The sequence below is a fragment of the Mycobacterium sp. Dal123C01 genome (assembly GCF_052566995.1).
The window spans coordinates 5,142,648-5,162,851 of the sequence record NZ_CP199580.1; the positions used below are offsets into that span (position 1 = coordinate 5,142,648).

19 protein-coding genes are annotated in these 20,204 nt (G+C 66.2%); 5 read left to right on the forward strand and 14 right to left on the reverse strand.

Annotation, left to right across the window (positions count from 1 at the left end):
- Positions 1-20: 20 nt before the first annotated feature.
- From ACTXG5_RS24165 to ACTXG5_RS24175, 3 genes are read right to left on the reverse strand one after another with little or no spacing between them, the layout of a single operon-like run.
- On the reverse strand, positions 21-917 hold the full coding sequence (locus tag ACTXG5_RS24165; RefSeq protein ID WP_445161198.1) for a tyrosine recombinase XerC: 897 nt from the start codon (positions 915-917) through the stop codon (positions 21-23).
- Between the two features lie 33 nt (positions 918-950).
- Positions 951-2,111, reverse strand: coding sequence for a lactate 2-monooxygenase (locus tag ACTXG5_RS24170; protein WP_445161199.1), 1,161 nt, complete (start codon positions 2,109-2,111; stop codon positions 951-953).
- Positions 2,112-2,136: 25 nt separating this feature from the next.
- The gene (locus ACTXG5_RS24175) at positions 2,137-2,994 is read right to left on the reverse strand and encodes a siderophore-interacting protein (RefSeq protein ID WP_445161200.1); all 858 of its coding nucleotides are present in this window, start codon (positions 2,992-2,994) and stop codon (positions 2,137-2,139) included.
- Positions 2,995-3,115: 121 nt separating this feature from the next.
- Here ACTXG5_RS24175 and ACTXG5_RS24180 point away from each other — a divergent pair, with 121 nt between their 5' ends.
- The gene (locus ACTXG5_RS24180; protein ID WP_445161201.1) at positions 3,116-3,931 is read left to right on the forward strand and encodes an IclR family transcriptional regulator; all 816 of its coding nucleotides are present in this window, start codon (positions 3,116-3,118) and stop codon (positions 3,929-3,931) included.
- Positions 3,932-3,939: 8 nt separating this feature from the next.
- On the opposite strand, the gene ACTXG5_RS24185 is transcribed toward ACTXG5_RS24180, so the two are convergent.
- The 4 genes from ACTXG5_RS24185 to ACTXG5_RS24200 form a co-directional block, all read right to left on the reverse strand.
- On the reverse strand, positions 3,940-5,130 hold the full coding sequence (locus tag ACTXG5_RS24185) for a PPE family protein (RefSeq protein ID WP_445161202.1): 1,191 nt from the start codon (positions 5,128-5,130) through the stop codon (positions 3,940-3,942).
- 10 nt (positions 5,131-5,140) lie between these two features.
- Positions 5,141-5,440, reverse strand: coding sequence for a PE family protein (locus tag ACTXG5_RS24190; protein WP_445161203.1), 300 nt, complete (start codon positions 5,438-5,440; stop codon positions 5,141-5,143).
- A gap of 58 nt (positions 5,441-5,498) precedes the next feature.
- Positions 5,499-6,542: a PPE family protein gene (locus tag ACTXG5_RS24195; RefSeq protein WP_445164567.1), complete on the reverse strand. Its 1,044-nt coding sequence runs from the start codon at positions 6,540-6,542 to the stop codon at positions 5,499-5,501.
- A gap of 61 nt (positions 6,543-6,603) precedes the next feature.
- Positions 6,604-7,986, reverse strand: coding sequence for an MFS transporter (locus ACTXG5_RS24200; RefSeq protein ID WP_445161204.1), 1,383 nt, complete (start codon positions 7,984-7,986; stop codon positions 6,604-6,606).
- A 156-nt stretch (positions 7,987-8,142) separates the two neighbouring features.
- On the opposite strand from ACTXG5_RS24200, the gene ACTXG5_RS24205 reads away from it, so the two are divergent.
- Together ACTXG5_RS24205 and ACTXG5_RS24210 are read left to right on the forward strand one after the other, a co-directional pair.
- Positions 8,143-9,396: a CaiB/BaiF CoA transferase family protein gene (locus ACTXG5_RS24205; protein ID WP_445161205.1), complete on the forward strand. Its 1,254-nt coding sequence runs from the start codon at positions 8,143-8,145 to the stop codon at positions 9,394-9,396.
- A complete protein-coding gene (locus ACTXG5_RS24210; protein WP_445161206.1) occupies positions 9,393-10,307 on the forward strand; it encodes a hydroxymethylglutaryl-CoA lyase in 915 nt (304 codons plus the stop codon). The genes ACTXG5_RS24205 and ACTXG5_RS24210 overlap by 4 nt, the downstream gene beginning before the upstream one ends.
- Here the strand turns inward: ACTXG5_RS24210 and dprA are convergent.
- The 5 genes from dprA to ACTXG5_RS24235 form a co-directional block, all read right to left on the reverse strand.
- The gene (gene dprA, locus ACTXG5_RS24215) at positions 10,300-11,466 is read right to left on the reverse strand and encodes a DNA-processing protein DprA (RefSeq protein ID WP_445161207.1); all 1,167 of its coding nucleotides are present in this window, start codon (positions 11,464-11,466) and stop codon (positions 10,300-10,302) included. The two genes, ACTXG5_RS24210 and dprA, sit on opposite strands and share 8 nt — an antisense overlap.
- Positions 11,463-12,974, reverse strand: coding sequence for a YifB family Mg chelatase-like AAA ATPase (locus tag ACTXG5_RS24220; RefSeq protein ID WP_445161208.1), 1,512 nt, complete (start codon positions 12,972-12,974; stop codon positions 11,463-11,465). The genes dprA and ACTXG5_RS24220 overlap by 4 nt, the downstream gene beginning before the upstream one ends.
- Complete coding sequence (locus ACTXG5_RS24225) at positions 12,974-13,369, reverse strand: YraN family protein (protein WP_445161209.1); 396 nt, start codon at positions 13,367-13,369, stop codon at positions 12,974-12,976. Before ACTXG5_RS24225 ends, ACTXG5_RS24220 begins: the two co-directional genes overlap by 1 nt.
- A 147-nt stretch (positions 13,370-13,516) precedes the next feature.
- The gene (locus ACTXG5_RS24230; RefSeq protein WP_445161210.1) at positions 13,517-14,443 is read right to left on the reverse strand and encodes an MBL fold metallo-hydrolase; all 927 of its coding nucleotides are present in this window, start codon (positions 14,441-14,443) and stop codon (positions 13,517-13,519) included.
- 3 nt (positions 14,444-14,446) lie between these two features.
- Positions 14,447-14,878, reverse strand: coding sequence for a tautomerase family protein (locus tag ACTXG5_RS24235; protein WP_445161211.1), 432 nt, complete (start codon positions 14,876-14,878; stop codon positions 14,447-14,449).
- A gap of 174 nt (positions 14,879-15,052) precedes the next feature.
- Here ACTXG5_RS24235 and ACTXG5_RS24240 point away from each other — a divergent pair, with 174 nt between their 5' ends.
- Positions 15,053-15,961 (forward strand): alpha/beta hydrolase, encoded by a 909-nt coding sequence (locus ACTXG5_RS24240; protein ID WP_445161212.1) that lies wholly within the window; start codon positions 15,053-15,055, stop codon positions 15,959-15,961.
- A gap of 130 nt (positions 15,962-16,091) precedes the next feature.
- On the forward strand, positions 16,092-16,652 hold the full coding sequence (locus tag ACTXG5_RS24245) for a winged helix-turn-helix transcriptional regulator (protein ID WP_445161213.1): 561 nt from the start codon (positions 16,092-16,094) through the stop codon (positions 16,650-16,652).
- A gap of 308 nt (positions 16,653-16,960) precedes the next feature.
- Here the strand turns inward: ACTXG5_RS24245 and fdhD are convergent, their stop codons facing one another.
- Together fdhD and ACTXG5_RS24255 are read right to left on the reverse strand one after the other, a co-directional pair.
- Positions 16,961-17,782: a formate dehydrogenase accessory sulfurtransferase FdhD gene (gene fdhD / locus ACTXG5_RS24250; protein WP_445161214.1), complete on the reverse strand. Its 822-nt coding sequence runs from the start codon at positions 17,780-17,782 to the stop codon at positions 16,961-16,963.
- The gene (locus tag ACTXG5_RS24255; RefSeq protein WP_445161215.1) at positions 17,782-20,139 is read right to left on the reverse strand and encodes an FdhF/YdeP family oxidoreductase; all 2,358 of its coding nucleotides are present in this window, start codon (positions 20,137-20,139) and stop codon (positions 17,782-17,784) included. The genes fdhD and ACTXG5_RS24255 overlap by 1 nt, the downstream gene beginning before the upstream one ends.
- Between the last annotated feature and the right edge of the window lie 65 nt (positions 20,140-20,204).

The following is a 20,204-nucleotide window of genomic DNA, read 5'->3' on the forward strand; positions in this document are numbered from 1 at the left end:
CGCTAGACGCGGGGCGGCTTTCAGGCGCGCGGGTGGGCCTGATCGTGCACCGCCCGCAACCGCGACACCGCGACATGGGTGTAGAGCTGGGTGGTGGCCAAGCTGGAATGACCCAGCAACTCCTGGACAACCCGCAGGTCAGCCCCGCCTTCGAGCAGGTGCGTGGCCGCGCTATGCCGCAGCCCGTGTGGCCCCATGTCGGGCGCGCCGTCCACCGCGGCGATGGTCTGATGCACGACGGTGCGGGCCTGGCGCACATCGAGCCGGCGGCCCCGCGCGCCCAGCAGCAGCGCCGGCCCGGACTCCGCGGCGACCAGGGCGGGACGACCGTCGGCCAGCCAGGCGCCCAGCGCGTCGGCGGCCGGCACCCCGAACGGCGTGGTGCGCTGCTTGTTGCCCTTACCCAGGACACGCACCACCCGGTGACGGGTGTCCACGTCGTCGATGTCCAGTCCGCACAGCTCGCTCACCCGAATCCCGGTGGCGTACAACATCTCGACGATCAGCCGGTCCCGCAGGGCCAGCGGATCTCCTTGCTCGGCACCGGATTTCGCGGCTTCCATGGCATCGAGAGCCTGATCCTGGCGCAGGACGGACGGCAGGGTGCGGTGCGCCTTGGGTACTTGCAGCCGGGCGGCGGGATCGGTGGCCAGCACGCCGCGCCGCAGGGCCCATGCGGTGAACGTTTTGACCGCCGAGGTGCGGCGGGCCAGCGTCGTGCGGGCGGCGCCGGCCAGCGCGCCGGTGGACAGCCACGTCCGCAGCAGCGGCAGGCTCAAATCGTCCAGAGAGACTCCCTGGCCGTCGAGGAAGGCGGATAACGAGCGCAGATCGCCCAGATATGCGCGGCGGGTATGCGCTGAACGCAGGCATTGCAGCTCTAGGTACTCGTCGAACTCCTCGAGGATCGCCTGCATCCCCCCACGGTCGCAGGCACGGCCCGCTGCACCTCAGTCGACGCGCCGAAGCGTTTCCGGGGTGAGATCTTTCAGTGTCGGGTAGCCGTCGACGGCCATGATCAGGTCCGCCTCGGCCAGCAGGGTGCGCAGGACGTGCACGATGCCGTCGACGCCGCCGAGCGCCAGACCGTAGGCGTAGGGCCGGCCGATGCCCACCGCGGTCGCGCCCAGCGCCAGCGCCTTGATGACATCGGCGCCGCTGCGGATCCCCGAGTCGAAAAGCACGGGCAGCCCGTCGGCCGCCTCGACCACCCCGGGAAGGCAGTCCAGCGCGGGCAGGCCGCCATTGGCCTGGCGGCCGCCGTGGGTGGAGCAGTAGATTCCGTCGACCCCGCCGTCCTTGACGCGGCGGGCGTCGTCGGGGTGGCAGATGCCCTTCACGAGCAGCGGCAGCTTCGTCAGCGACCGCAGCCAGGGCAGGTCATCCCAGCTCAGGGGGTTTCCGAACACCTGAACCCAGCGCAAGATGGCGCCTTGCGGATCTTCTTCCGGCGGGCGCTGCAGGCTGGCGCGAAAGACCGGGTCGCTGAAGTAGTTGCTCAGGCAGTGGCCGCGCAGCTGCGGGAAGTTCGACGTGCGCAGGTCACGCGGGCGCCAGCCGGTGACCCAGGTGTCGAGGGTGACGACGATGCCCTTGAACCCGGCCGCCTCGGCGCGCTGCACGAGGCTGGCGGCCAGGTCGCGGTCGGTCGGGGTGTACAGCTGAAAAAACCCGGGTGTGTCGCCCAACGCGGCGGCGATGTCTTCCATCGGGTCGACGGTCAGCGTGGAGGCGACCATCGGGACGCCAGTGTGCGCGGCCGCGCGGGCGGTGGCCAGGTCGCCGTGGCCGTCTTGAGCGCACAGCCCGATGACGCCGATCGGCGCCAGGAACACCGGCGACGGCAGGGTCAGGCCGAACAACTCCACCGACAGGTCGCGTTGGGTGGCCGCGGCGAACATGCGCGGGATCAAGCCCCACCGGCCGAAGACCTCGCAGTTGGCCCGCTGCGTGCGTTCATCGCCGGCGCCACCGGCGACGTAGGACCACACCGACGGCGGCAGGGCCAGCTCGGCCCGGGCCTCCAACTCGGCGAAAACCATCGGCAGCGATGGCACCACCCCGGCCAGGCCCTGGAAGTAGATCTCGTTCTGATAGTCGCCGAATGCCATGCGTTAGAGAATGCCAGCCTTGACGTCAGGCTGACGAGCTCGCGGCCTCTGCCTCGGCCAGTTGCTTCTTCCATTGCCGGAATGTCTCTTCGGTGCGGCCGCGTCGCCAGTAACCAGAGATCGACGACGCCCACTTAGCGTCCACCCCACGCTCTTTGCGGATGTAGGGCCGCAGGTTGTGCATGACGGCTTGTGCTTCGCCGTGAATGAAGACGTGTGGCTGCCCGGGCAGCCACAGCGTGGTGGTGACCGCCTCGATCAATGGCGCGAAATCGCCGGCGCGGTCCTCGGTTACCAGATCGGCCCGGCCACCGCGGTAAACCCAGTTCACCAACACGCCTTCCGGCGCGGTCAGCGGGACCTCGTCCTGCGGGCCGGCCACCTCGATGAACGCCTTGCCGATTGCAGTGGCGGGCAACGCTTCCAGCGCTGTGGCGATGGCCGGCAGCGCGGATTCGTCACCAGCCAGCAGATGCCACTCGGCCGCCGGGTCGGGGGTGTAGGCGCCGCCCGGTCCCATCAGATAGATCACCTGACCGGGTTGGGCCGCCGCGGCCCAAGCGCCCGCCACGCCGTGCTCGCCGTGCACGACGATGTCGAGGGCGATCTGACAGGCCGCGGCGTCGACTTTCCGAACGGTGATGGTCCGTACCGAGGGCCGCTTCTCGGGTGGCAGGACGGCGAAGCTGTCCTGGGTCAGCGGCTGCGGCAACCCGGCGACGTCGACGTCGGGAGCGACGAACACCAGCTTGACGTAGGAGTCGGTGAAGTTGCTCGGCACAAAGGTGTCGAACTCACTGCTCCCCAGCGTCACGCGGACCATGTGCGGTGCGATCCGTTGGGCACCGGCGACTTCGAAGCGTTGAAGGGGTCGTCCTGCCACGTGTCCTCCTGTTGAGACTCGACCCCCGCCGACTATACGAGTCGCGCTGTCGCCGCAGGTCGGCTGTAGCCGCTGTGCGCAAATGCACCGTTACGCCGCCCGATACCGCGACAATGGAGGGATGAGCGAGGCCGAGGGTCTGGACATTCCCCCGTTGGCGCCGTCGCGGACGCTGTCTGCGGGCGTCAAGCCGTTGCTGGTACTGGCGAAGATTCGCGGCATCATGGATGCGTTCACGTTGTCTGAGCCGGAGTTGACCCTCGGCGAGATTCGCGCCCGGACCGGGTATCCGACGTCGACAGTGCAGCGGCTGGTGGCCAATCTGGTGGCCGAGGAGTTCCTCGATCGGGTGGGCGATCGTTTCCGGATCGGGGCTCGGGTCGCGTACTGGGCGGCTCCGGTCGCAAGCAGCATGGGCTTGCTGGATGCGGTGGCACCGGCGCTGGAGTCGCTGCGCGACGCGAGCGGTGAGACGGCTTGCTTCTTCCGTCGGGAAGGGCCTTTCCGGGTGTGTGTCGCAATTGCGGAGACCCGCCATGGAATCCGTCGCGAGATGCACGTCGGCAAGATCGTTCCGCTGCATGTCGGCTCGGCGGGGCGGGTCTTGATGGCCTGGGACGGCGACGCATTGCAAGCGATCCTGACGTCTGAGTTGGTCCGGTTCACCAATGCGACGGTCACTGATCCAGACCTGTTGCGCACCAAGGTCGAACAGACACGCCGGATGGGTTTCGCCATCACCAGCGGCGAACGTGACGAGGGCGCTACCGGCATCGCGGCGCCGGTATTCGATTCACATGGGCAAGTGCTGGGTGCGCTGATGATCAGCGGACCCAGCTTCCGGTTCTCACATGAGGTTGCGGAACTGTGGGCCGACAACGTTGTTGGCGCTGCCGACCAGGCGACCCGCACCCTCGGCGGCCGACTCCCGTATTGAGCGCGGCGCTATCCCGCAAAAGGCGGGCGCGCCATGACGGTAGGACGCACGCCGTATCGGGGTCCCCTGCCGGCGCCTCCGGCACCTGCCCCGGCCCCGGTGAGCGGCATGCCGCCGAAGACGTTCCCGGCCCCTGCGTCCGGGGCTTCCCTGATATTGCTGATGGGGAGCGGGGTTGCAGCGTGCTCCGCGCCCAGCACGGGGCCGTTCGCCCAGACCGGCGGAACAGACAAGCCCCCGACCGAGCCCGCTGTGCCGAGGCCCGCGGAAACTGCACTGCCACCGCCGATTAGCGCCGGGACTGCAGCGGGCGCGGCGAGGGCCGGTGCGGCCGCGGCAGCAGCACCGCCAAGTGCGCCGGTGGATTTCGCGATCGAGATAAAGGTGTTGGCGATGCCGGCGGAGAAGAAGGGCAGGCCCTCGGTGTTGTAGAACGTGGTGGAAAACGGCGCGTAGAAGGTCAAAAGATCACCCAGCCATCCCAGCGGACCCGAGGTCAGCGCGTCCTTCACCGGATCATCCGGCGGTGCGGCAGCAGCCATACCGTTGGACAGCTTTCCCAACGTCGAGGTGATCTTGCTCATCTTGCTGTGCAACGTGTTTTGCGCCGTGCCCGCCGAGGTACCAGTGGCCGCGGTGACCGAGGCGGTCTGATGGGCCGTACCAGCCGGGTTGGTCATATGGGGTGCCGAGGTAAACGGTTTGACCGCCGAGGTGTTCGCTGATCGGCCCGCATAGTTGTACATCGTGGCCGAGTCGGTTGCCCACATCTCCCCATACTGGGCTTCTAAAGCTGCTATCGCCGCGGTGTTTTGGCCCAGCACGTTGGTGGACAGCAGCTGCGCCAGATTGACACGGTTGGCCGCGATCACGGGCGGCGGCACGATCGTGGCATGCGCTGTTTCGAAGGCCGCCGCAGCGGACATGGCTTGACTGGCCGCATGTTCAGCCGCAGCGGCAGTGGTTCTCATCCATTCCACATAAGGGGTGACGGCCTCCGCCATCGATGCCGAGGCCTGCCCTAACCACTCCTCGCTGGACAACGTGTTCACCACCCTGCCGTAGGCTAAGGCAGCCGAATTTAGCTCAGCGGCAAGGGCATTCCACTCAGAAGCCGCCCCCATCATCGACGCCGAGCCCGCGCCCGCGTACATCAGCCCCGAGCTGGTCTCCGGTGGTAATGCGCCATAGTCGAGCATCACGAACCCCTTAACCAGCTGCGATCGCGTTGGCGGCCTCGGTGGCCGCATACGATCCCGAGCTGAAATTCAATGTGTTGACAAACATCTCGTGAATCGCCATCGCCTGTGCACTGACCTGCTGATACAGCTGTCCGTGGGCTGCAAATTGCGCCGCGGTCAGTATCGACACGTGGTCTGCGGCAGCGGGAATCACCCCCGTGGTCGGCGCCGCCGCCGCCGCATTCTGAGCCGCAAGCGCAGAGCCGATAGCCCGCAATGCACCAGCTGCTGCCGTCAACGATTCCGTTTGCGCAGTAACAAAGGACATATGATCTCCTTACTCAATAACTTTCCGGCTCAACGAACCTCGTGTTTCGCACATGGCGTTATCCGGCCGATGGTGGACGAGCAGTAAAGCGGGGGCGAAATCCGTATTCGCGGGGCGGCAAGCCGCCGCGGTCACGTCTGCCGCGAGCCGGCGCTATTTGGCGGAGCAATGCCTCTGGTCCGTTCGACGGCCCGCTGACACCCTCGCTGCCGATCGCCTGGACGATGGGCTCTTCTGCTGCCTGGGGTGCTGTCGTGGACCAGCTCGTTGGAACCGATAGCGAACCGATCTTGGCTGACGAAGCCAAGTTTGCCGAGATCAGCCCACCGCCGAGGGTGACCGGCGCCGCGAGGGCGGGAGTTGCGGATAGGCCAGCTGCGGTCCCGGCGGCGAGATGCTCGGGCCACAGCACACCTATCTGCGAGAAAATGTTAGATCCCACATAGATCATCGGCCAGTAGATGACGTCCAGGGGGCCGAACAAAAGTCCTTTTATCTGACTAGCCAAGGTATTGATGATCTCGTTGAGCGATGACTGCGTCGCCGGCGGTGCGTCGGTGCCCGCCGCTGCGGCCTCGGCCGCAGCCACCGCAGCTTGCTGTTGGGCCAGGCCGGCTTGGTCGGTGGTCGAGGTCGGCTCGGTGAACGGGGTCAATTGCGAAGCGGTCGCCGCCAAGCCGGCATAACCGTTCATGGCGACGGCATCTCGGGCCCACATCTCGGCATAGCTGGCCTCGGTGGCCGCGATCGCCGGAGCGTTCTGGCCGAAGAAGTTCGTCGCGACAAGCATCAGCAACAGTGCGCGGTTCTCGGCGACCACCGGCGGCGGGACCGTCATCGCGAAGGCCGCCTCGAAGGCCGACGCAACCGCTTTGGCCTGGCTGCTCGTCTGTTCGGCCAGCGCGGCGGCGGCGTTGAGCCACGCGACGTAAGGCGTGGCGGCGGCCCTCATGGATCGCGATGCCGGGCCGAACCACGACGAACAGGTCAATTCCGCAGTCACCGACGAATAGCTGGCAGCACTCGATGCCAGTTCGGCCGCCAGGTGGTCCCAGGCCGCGACCGCGGCCATCATGGGCCCCGGCCCGGCACCGGCATACATCCGGGCCGAGTTGATTTCCGGCGGGAACGCCGTAAAGTCGAACACCGCTACTCCTGGGTCCTCATACCGGGTTGATCTCCTCGAGGCTGCGCCGCGACGTGCGCGGACCCAGCGTGAGGACGGCGGCGATGACGACGGCCAACGCCGTTGCCACCACGGTGAACATCGCGCCGGCGCCGTAGCTGTCCAGGATCGGAATCAGCACGAAAGGCGCAGCGCCACTGGATAACCGGGATAACGAGTACGTCCATCCGACGGCCGTGGCGCGCACGGTGGTCGGGAAAATCTCAGCCTGATACACGTGATAGACGTTGGAGAAGACATTGCTGGTGGCGGTGGTCAAGAAGCCGAACACAATGATCGCTGCGACCGATGATTGCGTCGCGAACAACAGACCGAAGCCGGCGACGGCCACGATCGACCCGGCGAGCAGGAACTTGCGTTCGACTCTCGCCATCAGCGGGATCGCCATCAGGGAGCCGAGGGGATATCCGAGAAACGACAGCGCACTGAACAACATCGAGGACGTGACGTCGTAGCCCCGACTGACCAGCACCAGCGCGGCAAGCGTGCCGAACCCGTAGTAGCCGTACGTCTGAAACAGGTGGAATACCGTCAGCATCACCACCCGGCGGTTGTAGGGGGCACGCCGTAGTTGCGTCAGTGCGGATTGAGCCGGCCGGGTCACGCTGCCGCCGACGGCGGCGGGACGCATATCGATCTGAGCCGCAAGCACATTCGATCCAGCGGCGAAGATGTTCAGTGCCCGCTGCGCCTCCTCGAGCCGTCCGGCGGAAGCAAGCCAGCGCGGCGACTCCGGTAGCCAACGGTTGAGGACGAATACGATCACCGCGCCACCGGCGCCGAGGCCCAGTAACCACCGCCACCCCGCGACGCCGAGCGGCGAATGCTGGGTCAACCACCACGCCAAAAACGCGGCGAAGGGCACGGCGAGGAACGAACAGGTATAGGCGTAGGAAGCCATCCGGCCCCGGTGTTCTCTGGGCAGTACGTCGGCGAGGTAAGAGTCAGCCACCGGATACAGCGCGCCTATCCCGACGCCGGCCAGGAATCGTGCGAGTACCAATAACGCCGGAGACGGCGCAAACGCGCCGGCCAGCGAGAAGGCCGAAAACCAGCTGAGGCCGAGCAGGAAGGTTTTTCGGCGACCTATCCGGTCGGCAAGCCGGCCGAAAAATGCCGCACCGAAAAACATCCCGATGAACGAGGACGCCAAAACCAGCTTGAGCGCGGTGCCGCGTACACCGAAATCGTGGCTGAGTGTGGCGCTCAGGGTGCTGGACAGAAAGATCTCGTACATCTCGAAGAACAAGCCGAGCCCCACCGCGACGACAACCTTGCGGTGCGCCGACCCCACCGGCAAGCGATCCAATTGCTCGCCGACAGAGTCCGTGCTCGCCGTCATGATCGGTGCTGTGGTCATCCTGCCCCTCTCTTCGCCGAGAGCCTGTCGCTCTCGCAGCAGGTCCTACAAAGTGATTCTCTGCTCACATTGTGAGCCAAGCAACACCGTCCGACTGTAGCCGCTTGGGTCACTGGATGGAAGAGTTTCTTGCCATATTGTGGGTAGCAATGCACGATGTGGGTTACAGAGAGGATTCCAGTGAACGAAGCCAAAGGACCGCTCGATCGGGTACGCGTCCTCGAGCTGGGCAATTACATCGCCGCGCCCACGGCGGGACGGCTCTTGGCCGATTTCGGCGCCGAAGTCATCAAGATCGAGCGGCCGGAAACCGGTGACGAGTTGCGGACCTGGCGGCTGTACTCCGGTACAACCTCAATGCTGTTTCGCACCATCAACCGCAACAAGAAATCGGTGGTGGTCGACCTCAAGAGCGAGCGGGGTCAGGCAATCGTGCGGGAACTAGCCCGCTCCTGCGACATCGTGCTGGAGAACTTCCGCCCGGGAACCTTGGAGCGGTGGGGCATCGGCCCGGCCGAACTCAGCGCGGAGAACCCCGATCTGATCATCGTGCGGGTGTCGGCCTACGGGCAGACCGGACCGCGGCGTCATCAACCGGGCTTCGCCGCGGTGGCCGAAGCGATGGCAGGTCTGCGTGCGGTCACCGGCGAACCTGACCGTCCACCGTCACGCACGGGAGTGTCCATCGGCGACTCCATCGCGGGCATCTACGCCGCCTTCGGCGCGCTGGTTGCGTTACATCAGCGTCAAAACGACCGTGTCGCAGGCCGATCCACGTCGGTGCCTGATCGTACGGTGGACGTCGCGTTGACCGAAGCGATCTTCTCGGTGATGGAATCGTTGGTCCCCGAGTACGACGCTTACCACGTCACTCGTGCCCGCACCGGCGGCCGCATGGAAGGCATCGCCCCCTCGAACGCCTACCGGTGCGGCGACGGGCGCTGGGTGGTCATCGCCGGCAACGGCGACGGGATTTATCGCCGGTTCATGAACCTGATCGGCCGGGCCGACCTGGCTGATCATCCGCGTCTGGCCAACAACGCCCAACGCTGGCAGGCGCGCGAAGAGCTCGACGAAGCGATCGGCGCGTGGACCACCACAATGCCTGCGCGCGAGGCGCTTTCCGCGCTCGAGGCCGCCGGAGTTCCCGCCGGCCCGATCAACACCGCTGGCGACATCAAGGCCGACGAGCAGTTCCTGGCGCGTGGCATGATCCAGCACCTGCCGGTATCCACCGGTACCGAGATCCTGCCCGACGTGGCATTCCCGGGCATCGTGCCTCGGATCGGCGACGGCGCGCGTGCGATCCGCAACCTTGGACCGGATCTCGGCGAGCACACCGAAGAAATACTCGGCGCCGCTGCGGGGCAGGACCTTATCCCTCTCGACATCGAGGAGCTGATCAGATGACGACCGCGGTGCGATTGCGCGATGTCACCCTGCGTGACGGCTTACAGCTCACCGGCAAGCTGCTCGACACGGATATCAAAGTCGAGCTGGCACGAGCACTGCTGGACTCGGGCATCGACGCTTTGGAGATCGGGGCGATGGCACGCCCCGACAAGGTGCCGCCCATGGCCAATACCCTCGAGGTCATCGGTGCGCTGACTCCCGAAGAGCTGCAACGGTGTTGGGTGTGGACTGCCACACCTCGCGGCATCACCCGGGCAATCGAGGCCGGTGCGCGCAACCTCGAATACTGCTTGTCGGTCAGCGACCAGCACAACTACGCCAATGTCGGGCGTACCACCGAGCAGAGCATGGCCGCTTTGCCCGAGGCCGTCGACTTCGCCGCGGTCGCCGGGGCGCAACTGCAGCTGTCCCTGGCGACCGCATTCACCTGCCCGTACAGCGGGCCGGTCGACCCACAACGCGTCGTCGACTTGGTGCGCGACAGCCGCGCGGCGGACATCTCGAGCGTGGTGCTCTGTGACACCCTCGGCCAAGCCACGCCTGACCAGGTGCGGCACCTCATCGAACGAGTCCGCGACGTGGCACCGAAGGGCGAGATCGTGTTCCACGGGCACGACACCTGGGGGTTGGGAGTCGCCAACACCATCGCCGCCATCCACGCCGGAGCCGCGATGGTCGACGGAGCACTCGGCGGCCTGGGCGGCTGTCCGTTCGCTCCGGGAGCAAGCGGCAACACGTCCACCGAGGATCTCCTGTTCGCGCTGCAACCCGCGTGGCTCACTCCCCCGGTGTTCACCGGCGTCGTGGCCGCCGGTGAACAGATCCTGGCCCAGCTTGGCGAACCGAACCGCTCCCGAGCCGCCCAAGGCGCACGGTCCACGGTGGATGCATTCCCCTGGGTTACCTAGCCCGCAGCCGCGTCGCCACAGCATGGCCGGCGGTGCGAACGATGCGCCATCGCCCGCAATCGCGCTCGGCCAACCCGGCCACCTCGAGCATCGCCAGCGGTCCCAGCACCTGTTCGGGCACCCGCCCGGAGGCGACGGCGATCTCGTCGATGGTGGCGGCCCCGCGGCCGGGCAGCGCCTCGTACACCTGGCGTTCGGCCTCGCCCAGCCCGTCGAAAGCCGTGGCGGGCCGCGGCTCTTCGCAGGCCAGCTCACCGATGCTACCGACGAGCTCGACGATGTCGTCGGCCCGGGTGACCAGCTCAGCCCCGTTGCGCAGCAGCGCGTGACAACCCGCCGACGCCGACGACGTGACGGGTCCGGGCACCGCGGCCACCACCCTGCCCAACGCCCGGGCCCAGGCTGCGGTGTTCGCGGCGCCGCTGCGCAGCCCGGCCTCCACCACCACGGCGGCCCCCGCGACGGCGGCGACCAGGCGATTGCGGGTCAGGAACCGGTGCCGGGCGGGGCGGATGCCGGGCGGGTATTCGCTGAACAGCAGCCCATGTTGGCCGATGCGATGCAGCAAAGCCGAATGCCCTGCCGGATAAGGGATGTCGATCCCTCCGGCCAAGGCCGCGACGGTGATTCCTTCGCACGTCAGCGCCGCCCGGTGCGCCGCGCCGTCGATACCGTAGGCGCCGCCGGAGACCACCGCGACGTCGCGCTCGACCAGGCCCGCCGCCAGGTCGGCGGCCACCTGTTCGCCATAGGCGGTCGCCGCCCGGGTACCGACTATTGCGGCCGCGCGTTGCGCCACCTCGTCCAGACGCGCGGGACCCAGCGCCCACAACACCATTGGCGGCGCGGCGCGAGGCCGCGGCCCGATGCCGCCGAACGCCGAGAACGCGATCACCGGCCACTCCGGGCAATCGGGTGTGATCAGCCGACCGCCGTGACGGGCGAGCAGCGCGAGATCCGCTGCGGCCCTATCTATTTCCCGTCGGGCCGCGGTGCGGCGGACCAGGTCGTCGGTGACCAGTCCGCGCCGGACCCGGTCGGCCGCCTCCACCGGGCCAACGCACTGCACCAGGGCGGCGAGTTCCGGGCACGGCGGCTCGGCCACTCGCGACAGATAAGCCCAAGCCGGCCATGCGGGATCGTCGAAGGCCGCGGTCATCGTTGTGCTCCCAGCTGTCGGAAACTCAGCGCGGCGGCAACCTCGTCGAGCCCGGGCGCGCTCCGTCCGGCCAAGTCGGCAAGGCTCCACGCGACGCGCAGCGTGCGATCCAGCCCGCGAATGCTGAGCAACCCACGCTCCACCGCGAGGCGCAGCGGATCCATTGCCTTGCTGCTGGGCCTGAACTTTCGCCGCAACAGCGTTCCGCTGACTTCGGCGTTGGTTCCAAACCCATGCGGCCGCCAACGCGCAGCGGCGGTGTCGCGCGCTCGCGCCACCCGATCACGCACCTGTGCCGTCGATTCACCGTCGGCCGCCGCGAATGCGCCGGCCCGCACCGGATGCATCTGCACCCGCAGGTCCACCCGATCCAGCAAGGGACCCGAAAGTTTGCCCAGATAGCGCCGTTTGGTTGCTGCCGGACAGATGCAGTCCCGCGGATCAGCCGGCGCACAGGGGCAGGGGTTGGCGGCCAACACCAGCTGGAACCGGGCCGGGTAGCACGCGACCCCGTCGCGGCGTGCGAGGCGAATGACCCCGTCTTCCAACGGTGTTCGCAATGCTTCCAGTGCGCTGACGCTGATCTCCGCGCATTCGTCCAGGAACAGCACTCCGCGGTGCGCCCGGCTGACCGCGCCCGGACGGGCCATTCCCGAACCTCCTCCGACGAGTGCCGCGACGGTGGAGCTGTGGTGCGGTGCCACGAACGGCGGCTGGGTGATCAGCGGCGTGTCCCCGGACAACAGCCCGGCCACCGAGTGAATCGCGGTGACCTCCAGAGCCTCACTGTCCGTCAGCCTGGGCAGCAATCCCGGAAGACGCTGCGCCAGCATTGTTTTGCCCACTCCCGGTGGCCCGGTCAGCATGAGGTGATGCGCTCCGGCGGCCGCCACCTCGACCGCGAAACGTGCTTGCGCCTGACCTAGGATGTCGGCCAGATCCCCCGCCGGTTCCGGGCCCGTCGCCCGCGCCCTGATCCGCTCGTCCAGCCGAGCCGACCCGCCAAGCCAGCTCTGCAGTTGCCCCAGCGTGCGAACACCCCACACGTCGATCCCGTCGACCAGGCTGGCCTCGGCCAGGTTGTCCACCGGGACAACGACGGCGGGCCAGCCGTCGTGTTTGGCGGCCAGCACCGCGGGCAGTACCCCGCGCACCGGCCGGACCCGGCCGTCCAGCGACAGCTCGCCCAGCAGCACCGTCTTCTCCAGGCGTTCCCACGGATTCTTGCGCTGCGCCGAGAGCACGGCCGCCGCCAGCGCGATGTCGTAGACCGATCCCATTTTCGGCAGTGTCGCCGGTGACAGCGCCAGCGTGAGTCTGGCCATGGGCCAGCTGTTTCCGCAGTTGGTCACCGCCGCGCGGACCCGGTCCCGCGACTCCTGCAACGCGGCGTCGGGCAGACCAACGAGGTGAACACCGGGCAGGCCCGAGGTGATGTCGGCCTCGATCTCCACGATCTGTCCGTCCAGCCCGCGCACCGCGACCGAGAAAGCACGCCCCAGCGCCATCAGCCGATCCCGCGCAGATGCGAAATCTCCGGCGTGCGACGGCGCCCGATCCGCACCCCGATCACATCGATGCGGACCGCCGCCCAGTGCCCGTCGTGGGCGGCCAGCCAGAGTCCGGCCAGCCGGCGTAGCCGCCAGACCTTGCGCGGTGTGACCGCGTGCGCCAGACCTCCGTAGCCGTCGCCGGTACGCGTCTTGACCTCGACGAACACTACCGTGCGGGTGGCATCGTCGGCAGCGATCACATCCAGTTCGCCGTAGCGTGATCGCCAGTTGCGGTCCAGGATCCGCAACCCCATCCGGGTCAGGAAATCCACGGCGAGAGCCTCGCCCATCGCTCCCAGCTCGATCCGGGTCAGTGTCTGTTCGGCAGCGGAGGCCTTCTCTGTCGTCATGCGGCCAACCTGCCCGCCGGGCCCGACATGCCATGCCGCGACGGACGTCTCAGACCCGGCCCAACGCCCGGTTATCCCCAGTCGAGCGCCTATCCACAGCCTTAGCGCAACGCGCCTCACATACGCTGCGCCAGGGTACGGGCGGCGCTAGCCGGCCTCTGGCACCCGGCTGCCTGCATTGCGAGCGTTGATGACGCTCGTCGCCGAGTATTGAAGGGTCCACAGGTTGCCGTGATGCGGATACTTCGCGGCCATCGCCGAGACCAGATCGTCGGCAGTCTTGGCAACCTCGAATGTTGCGGCGAAATCCCTGATGTACGACCGTGTTTGGGCAATCATGGAACCGACAGCGTAGTCATCGCCGTCGGGCCTGCGGTGACCGGCGACAATCATCCGCGGGTGCAGATTCTCGATGACGTCGATGGTGCCGAGCCAGTCCTGCCACTGCCCCGGTGTGGAAAGGCCCAGCATCGCGTGGATCTCGTTGTAGATCGCGTCGCCGGCAACGACCGCGCTGATCGCGGGGACGTGGACGATGCTGGTCGGATTGATGTCCGCCTGTTCGACCTCAATGAGGTGCAGAGGTGAACCGTCGACGTAGAGCACACGGTCCTCGATCGGCTCGGGCAGGGGCGCTCCCTTCACGGCGGCGTCCCCGAACAGCATCGCCCACTGCAGGTCCTGAAACTCCCTCGTTTGCTTTATCGCCTCGACGACGTTGGGCAACGCCACGCACCGGGCGTTCGGGAACCGTTCCAGCAGTGGCCCAATGCCCAAGTAGTGGTCGGCGTGCGCATGGGTGATGTAGATCGTGGTCAGCCTCTTGTCGATGCGCTCAATCAGATCCCCCAGATCACGAACGTCATCTTTGAGGTACTGCGCGTCAACCAAAACCGCCTCGGTCGCACCACTGATGATGGTGGAAGTGGTCGGCGAGAACTTTCCCTTCGGCGTGCCCGGCACTTCGACGGCCGGGATGTTGGGCCAGCGGCCCACGTAAACCGTCGCGCGGATCGGCGGAGATAACGTCGGATCGGGTTGACCGGTGTCGGTCGAATCGGTTTGGGTGCTCATCGGTCAGACCGTCTGGTAGGGGACGGGCCGATTTCCTGTCGCCCACAGCTTCTCGGCCTCCGACTCGGCCCGCGGCGGTATCAAACCTTGCACCTGCCAGAAGTCGAACGGTGTCTCGTTGATGTGAATCTCCCAGTCGTATCCGCGATCCCTCACAAACGGAGCAATCTGTGCCTCGAGGAACGCCATCGCCTTCCGGCGCAGTTCGGTGGTCGGCAGTTGTCGGGCGATGTGTTCGGCCACCAGACGCACGAAGTTGTTGCGCGGCTCGCCGCCGATGAAGAAGTTCCCCTCGTCGACCTCGTGGAAGAGCACGTTGACGTAGAACTTCGGCAGGCCCGCGTCCACGTAGATCCGCATCAGTGCAGCTGACATGGCCTTCTTGTCCTCGGCAGAATATGCGCCGACCGGAGTGTAAATGTGCCAGAGGGGCATGTGTTCTCTCCTTTGATTCGTGATCTAGCGAGCCCGTGTGCGGTGCGGCTCGCTGCCTCGGTATTCGCTCTTCGAAACCTAACCAATCTGATTGCATAATGCAACCACTTTCAGGATAAGATCGGATTGTGGCTGCGGTCACTCGCCGCACCGAGGCCCGACTCAAGGAGATCCATGAAACGAGATATCGAGTTCGCGACTGAGGACGGGACCGTCCTGCGCGGCTTTCTGCACACCCCTGAAACGGAGGGAAGTGCACCGGGAATCGTTATGGCACATGGCTTTAGCGGTGTGAAAGAACAGCTGAACCACTACGCCGCCTTGTTTGCCAAGTCCGGATTCAGCGTGCTGCTCTACGACCATCGCTCCTTCGGCGCATCCGATGGGCTGCCTCGCTACGAAGTGAACCCCTACCAGCAGATCTGCGACTGGCAAGACGCGATCACGTTCGCATTGACACAGCCGCAGTTCGACGACGCGGTGACGGTCGGGGTGTTCGGATCTAGTTACGCGGGCGGGCTGGCGATGGTGGTGGCGGCGTGCGATACGCGGGTGGGCACCGTCGTCGCGCAGATCCCCAATGTGAGCGGACATCGCAATGCGCCCCTACTACTCGGCGAGGACGGTATCGCCGAAGTTCGCCGTCGTAGCGTCAAGGACCGGGCCGCGCGACTGGCCGGCGCGGATCCCGAAATGGTGCCGGTGTTCACCAGCGAGCCGGGCGCATTCTGTGCGCTGCCGCCGGCCATGAGTGCCGACGACATCCAGGCGTTCGAGGCCGCGGGAACATGGCGTAATACCGTCACATTGCGCTCAATGGAGTATCTGATCGACTTCGAACCTGCCGGGTGGGTGCCGTTCGTGGCTCCCAAGCCGCTGCTGATGGTGGTCGGTGAACACGACACCTGCACATTTGTCGAGATCCAGCGTCAGGTGTTCGCCACCGCCGGAGAACCTAAAAAACTCGTCGTGCACCCGGGAGGTCACTTCGATACCTACTCAACACATTTCGGTGTTGCGGGATATGCCGCCCGGGACTGGTTTGTCGATCACATGCCGATCAGACAGACCGCCGACGCCTGACTGATCGCCCGGGGCGAACACAGAGACGTTCGCCCGCATGTGAATTGCCCCGTTGCCCGCAAACTCGAAGGCGATATCTTCCCGCATTCGCGGGTGCCAGACCGCCGACGACACCAATTGTTGATACTGGTTGTATGCTGCAACCAGTATCAACAATGTTCAACAATGCGAGAATGAAGGTAATCCGGTGGCTACAACTGGTCGCTCCGACTGCCCGATTAATCTGACCGCCGAACTGCTTGGCGATCGGTGGAGCCTTGTCGTGTTGCGCGACATCATTTTCGCCGACCGGCGCCGCTTTCGCGTACTGCTGCAGAACTCCGAGGAGAAAATCGCCTCCAACACCCTGGCTGCGCGGCTGCGAAACCTCGTCGACGAAGGTCTGTTAAGCACCAGCGACGATGCCACCCATAAGCAGAAAATCGTCTACAGCCTGACCGAGGCGGGCATCGAACTCCTGCCGATGATGATCTCGATAGGCACCTGGGGCAATAAGAATCGGCCGGCCAGCCCGATTACCGGACCTTATTTCGCCTACGTATACGAACAGGGCCCGCAGATATGGGCAGAACTCGCCGATGACCTTCGTCATCGGCACCTCGGCGGCCCGGCGCCCAAATCTTCTGCAGCTACCATCGACTCAACCAAGGCTGCCTACCGCAAACAACTCCGCGCAACCTCAGTGCGCTAGCGGCACGCCAGCCAGCGCAACGCGGTGGCCGGAAACGATCGAACTTCGGCCTGTCAAGACCTCACACCCGCGGCGCGGGCGACGGCACGATCGAGATGTGACATGCGAAGACACTGCTCCACCCGCCGCACCGGCCATCGACACCTCGGGACTTGGCGCGACGGGCCGGATTCCGCAACGGCGTCGCTTTAAGGCGACACTTCCGCCGGCAGGTCGGCACCAGCCCGCTGCACTACCGGATGAAGTTCCGACCGCAGACCCCGGTCGTCGCCGAATGCGGCTAATGCTAACGGTTTTCGAAGCCGGCGCTAGGTGATCCGGTCGGCGCGGGTGTAGACGTTCATCGAGTCCGCACGCAGGAACGCCACCAGCGTGAGCGCGGATTCCTCGGCCAGCGACACCGCCAGCGACGACGGCGCGGACACCGCGGCCAGCACGGGAATGCCTGCCAGCACGGCCTTCTGCGTCAGCTCGAACGACGCCCGTCCGCTGACCAACAGCACCGCACCGCTCAGCGGGACCCGCCCGTGCTCCAGCGCCCAACCGATTACCTTGTCGACGGCGTTGTGCCGGCCGATGTCCTCACGGACCACCAGCATCGTGCCGTCAGCGTCGAACAGCGCAGCGGCGTGCAGTCCCCCGGTGCTGTCGAAAACCTTTTGCGCACTGCGCAGTTGACCGGGCATCGCCTTGAGAGTGGCGGCAGCGACCGTGACGGGGTCATCCCCCGGCGAGAAGCGGCTGATTACCCGCACGGCGTCTAGTGACGCCTTGCCGCAGACCCCGCACGAGGAGGTGGTGTAGAAGTTGCGGGTCACATTGAGATCGGGCGGTTCCACGCCCGGGGCCAGCGTGACATCCAGAACGTTGTAGGTGTTGGCGCCATCCTCACCGCGGCCGGCGCAGTAGCGGATGGTCAGCACGTCTTCGCGCCGCGTGATCACGCCTTCGGTGAGCAGAAAGCCCTGCGCGAGTTCGATATCCGCACCGGGGGTCCGCATGGTCACGGTGACCGGCGAGCCGTTGACGCGGATCTCCAGCGGCTCCTCCACGGCCAGGGTTTCGGGGCGGGTGATTGCCCGACCTGCGTTGAGGTGCGTTGCCCGCCGGCGCGCGGTGACGTTTCCCATCAACTGATTTCATTGCCGAGGGAACCGGCCGCAATGGCCGCCGATTCCACCCGGATGACGACCGCTTTCGACGCCGGGGTGTTCGATATGGCGGCGGTGTGATCCAGCGGAACCAACGGATTGGTCTCCGGATAGTAGGCCGCGGCATTGCCGACCGGAGTCGAATACGCCACTACCAGGAAGTCCTTTGCGCGCCGCTCCTGCAGGCGGCTATCGGCATCGGTCCACTCCGACACCAAATCGACGCGCTCACCGGCGGTCAGGCCGAGCATTTCGATGTCGGCGGGATTGATGAACACAACGCGACGGCCACCCTTGACCCCGCGATAACGGTCGTCGAGCCCGTAGATCGTGGTGTTGTACTGGTCGTGGCTGCGCAGGGTCTGCAGCACCAGCCGGCCCGGCGGCACCGGCACCCACTGCAGCGGATTGATGGCGAAGTTCGCTTTGCCGGTGCTGGTGTGGAATTCGCGCGCATCGCGGGGCGGGTGCGGAAGCTGAAATCCGTCGGGCGCACGGACCTTGCGGTTGTAGTCGGCGCAGCCGGGGACCACCGCGGCGATCGCGTCGCGGATGGTGTCGTAGTCGGCCGCGAGGCGCTCCCAAGGCACCGGGTGCTGGTCGCCGAGCACGGTACGGGCCAGCCGGCACACGATTTCCACTTCGCTGCGCAGCTCGTCGCCGGGTGGCTGCAGGCTGCCGCGGGACAGATGCACCATCGACATCGAATCCTCGACCGAGACAACCTGTTTGCGTCCACTGCGGATATCGCGGTCGGTGCGGCCCAGGGTCGGCAGGATCAGCGCGGTGGTCCCGTGCACGAGGTGGCTGCGGTTGAGCTTGGTGGAAATCTGCACCGTCAATGCGCAACTGTGCAACGCCGCCTCGGTGACAGCGGTGTCGGGCGTGGCCGAGGCGAAGTTGCCACCCATGCCGATGAACACCTTGGCTTGCCCGTCCCGCATGGCGCGGATGCCCGCCACGGTGTCGTAACCGTGCTTGCGCGGGCTGGTGATGCCGAACTCGCGATCCAGGGCCGCCAGGAACTCCTCGGGCATCTGCTCCCAGATGCCCATCGTCCGGTCGCCTTGCACGTTGGAATGCCCGCGCACCGGACACACCCCAGCGCCCGGTTTGCCGATCATGCCGCGCAGCAGCAGCAGGTTGGTGACCTCGCCGATGGTGGCCACGGCGTGCGTGTGCTGGGTCAAGCCCATCGCCCAGCACACGACCGTGCGCTCCGAGGCCATCAACATCGCGGCGACGCGGTCGAGTTGGTCCCGTTGCAACCCGGCGGCTGCCAGCACCGTGTCGAGGTCGACCTCGACGGTCCGACGCCGGTACTCGTCGAACCCGGCACAATGCGCGTCGACGAATGCCTGGTCGATCACGCTGCCGGGGGCGCGGTCGTCGGCTTCGAGCAACAAACGGCCCAGCCCGGCGAACAACGCCATGTCGCCGCCAAGGCGGATCTGCACGAATTCGTCGGCGATTGAGACACCTTGTCCCACAACCCCGTTCACCTTTTGCGGATCCTTGAACCGGATCAACCCAGCCTCGGGCAGTGGGTTCACCGCAATGATCTTGGCGCCGTTGGCCTTTGCCTTCTCCAGGACTGACAGCATCCGCGGGTGATTGGTGCCAGGATTTTGTCCGGCGATGATGATCAGGTCGGCGCGCTCGACGTCGTCGACGGTGACCGAACCCTTTCCGATGCCGATCGATTCGGTCAGCGCCGAACCCGAAGACTCATGACACATGTTCGAGCAGTCGGGCAGGTTGTTGGTACCGAAGCAGCGGACCAACAGCTGGTAGCAGAACGCCGCTTCGTTGCTCGTGCGACCCGACGTGTAAAACAGCGCTTCATCGGGGCTAGCCAGCGCATTGAGCTGCTCGGCGATCAACTGATAGGCAGCATCCCAGCTGATCGGCTGGTAGTGGTCCGCACCGGGCCGCAGCACCATGGGGTGCGTCAGACGTCCCTGCTGGGAAAGCCAATACTCGGGCTTTGCCGACAGCTCGGCTACCGAATGCCTCGCGAAAAATTCTGGCGTGACGGTGCGCTTGGTGGCCTCCTCGGCAACGGCCTTGGCGCCGTTCTCGCAGAATTCGGCCAACTTGCGTCCGCCGTGCTCTTCCGGCCATGCGCAGCCCGGGCAGTCGAAGCCGTGACGCTGATTGAGCCGAGCCAGCGCCGCCGCGGTGCGCAGCGCGCCCATCTGCTCCAGCCCACGTTGCATCGAGACCATCACCGCCCGCACTCCCGCCGCCTCATGCTTTTGCGGCGCTACGGTTATCGCGTGCTCGTCGTAGTCGGCAGACGCGTCACGAGACGCGGCCGAGTGCTCAAACCTCACACAAACAAATTACCTTGGCTTCGTAACTGATCGCGCGTGCAGCGATGTCGCTGTCGTCACACCCG

Coding starts and splice junctions, on each gene's coding strand:
- ACTXG5_RS24165 (WP_445161198.1), bottom strand. CDS start 917: ATGCAGGCGATCCTCGAGGAGTTCGACGAGTACCTAGAGCTGCAATGC.
- ACTXG5_RS24170 (WP_445161199.1), bottom strand. CDS start 2,111: ATGGCATTCGGCGACTATCAGAACGAGATCTACTTCCAGGGCCTGGCC.
- ACTXG5_RS24180 (WP_445161201.1), top strand. CDS start 3,116: ATGAGCGAGGCCGAGGGTCTGGACATTCCCCCGTTGGCGCCGTCGCGG.
- ACTXG5_RS24185 (WP_445161202.1), bottom strand. CDS start 5,130: ATGCTCGACTATGGCGCATTACCACCGGAGACCAGCTCGGGGCTGATG.
- ACTXG5_RS24190 (WP_445161203.1), bottom strand. CDS start 5,440: ATGTCCTTTGTTACTGCGCAAACGGAATCGTTGACGGCAGCAGCTGGT.
- ACTXG5_RS24195 (WP_445164567.1), bottom strand. CDS start 6,542: ATGTATGCCGGTGCCGGGCCGGGGCCCATGATGGCCGCGGTCGCGGCC.
- ACTXG5_RS24200 (WP_445161204.1), bottom strand. CDS start 7,986: ATGACCACAGCACCGATCATGACGGCGAGCACGGACTCTGTCGGCGAG.
- ACTXG5_RS24205 (WP_445161205.1), top strand. CDS start 8,143: ATGTGGGTTACAGAGAGGATTCCAGTGAACGAAGCCAAAGGACCGCTC.
- ACTXG5_RS24210 (WP_445161206.1), top strand. CDS start 9,393: ATGACGACCGCGGTGCGATTGCGCGATGTCACCCTGCGTGACGGCTTA.
- dprA (WP_445161207.1), bottom strand. CDS start 11,466: ATGACCGCGGCCTTCGACGATCCCGCATGGCCGGCTTGGGCTTATCTG.
- ACTXG5_RS24220 (WP_445161208.1), bottom strand. CDS start 12,974: ATGGCGCTGGGGCGTGCTTTCTCGGTCGCGGTGCGCGGGCTGGACGGA.
- ACTXG5_RS24225 (WP_445161209.1), bottom strand. CDS start 13,369: ATGACGACAGAGAAGGCCTCCGCTGCCGAACAGACACTGACCCGGATC.
- ACTXG5_RS24230 (WP_445161210.1), bottom strand. CDS start 14,443: ATGAGCACCCAAACCGATTCGACCGACACCGGTCAACCCGATCCGACG.
- ACTXG5_RS24235 (WP_445161211.1), bottom strand. CDS start 14,878: ATGCCCCTCTGGCACATTTACACTCCGGTCGGCGCATATTCTGCCGAG.
- ACTXG5_RS24240 (WP_445161212.1), top strand. CDS start 15,053: ATGAAACGAGATATCGAGTTCGCGACTGAGGACGGGACCGTCCTGCGC.
- fdhD (WP_445161214.1), bottom strand. CDS start 17,782: ATGGGAAACGTCACCGCGCGCCGGCGGGCAACGCACCTCAACGCAGGT.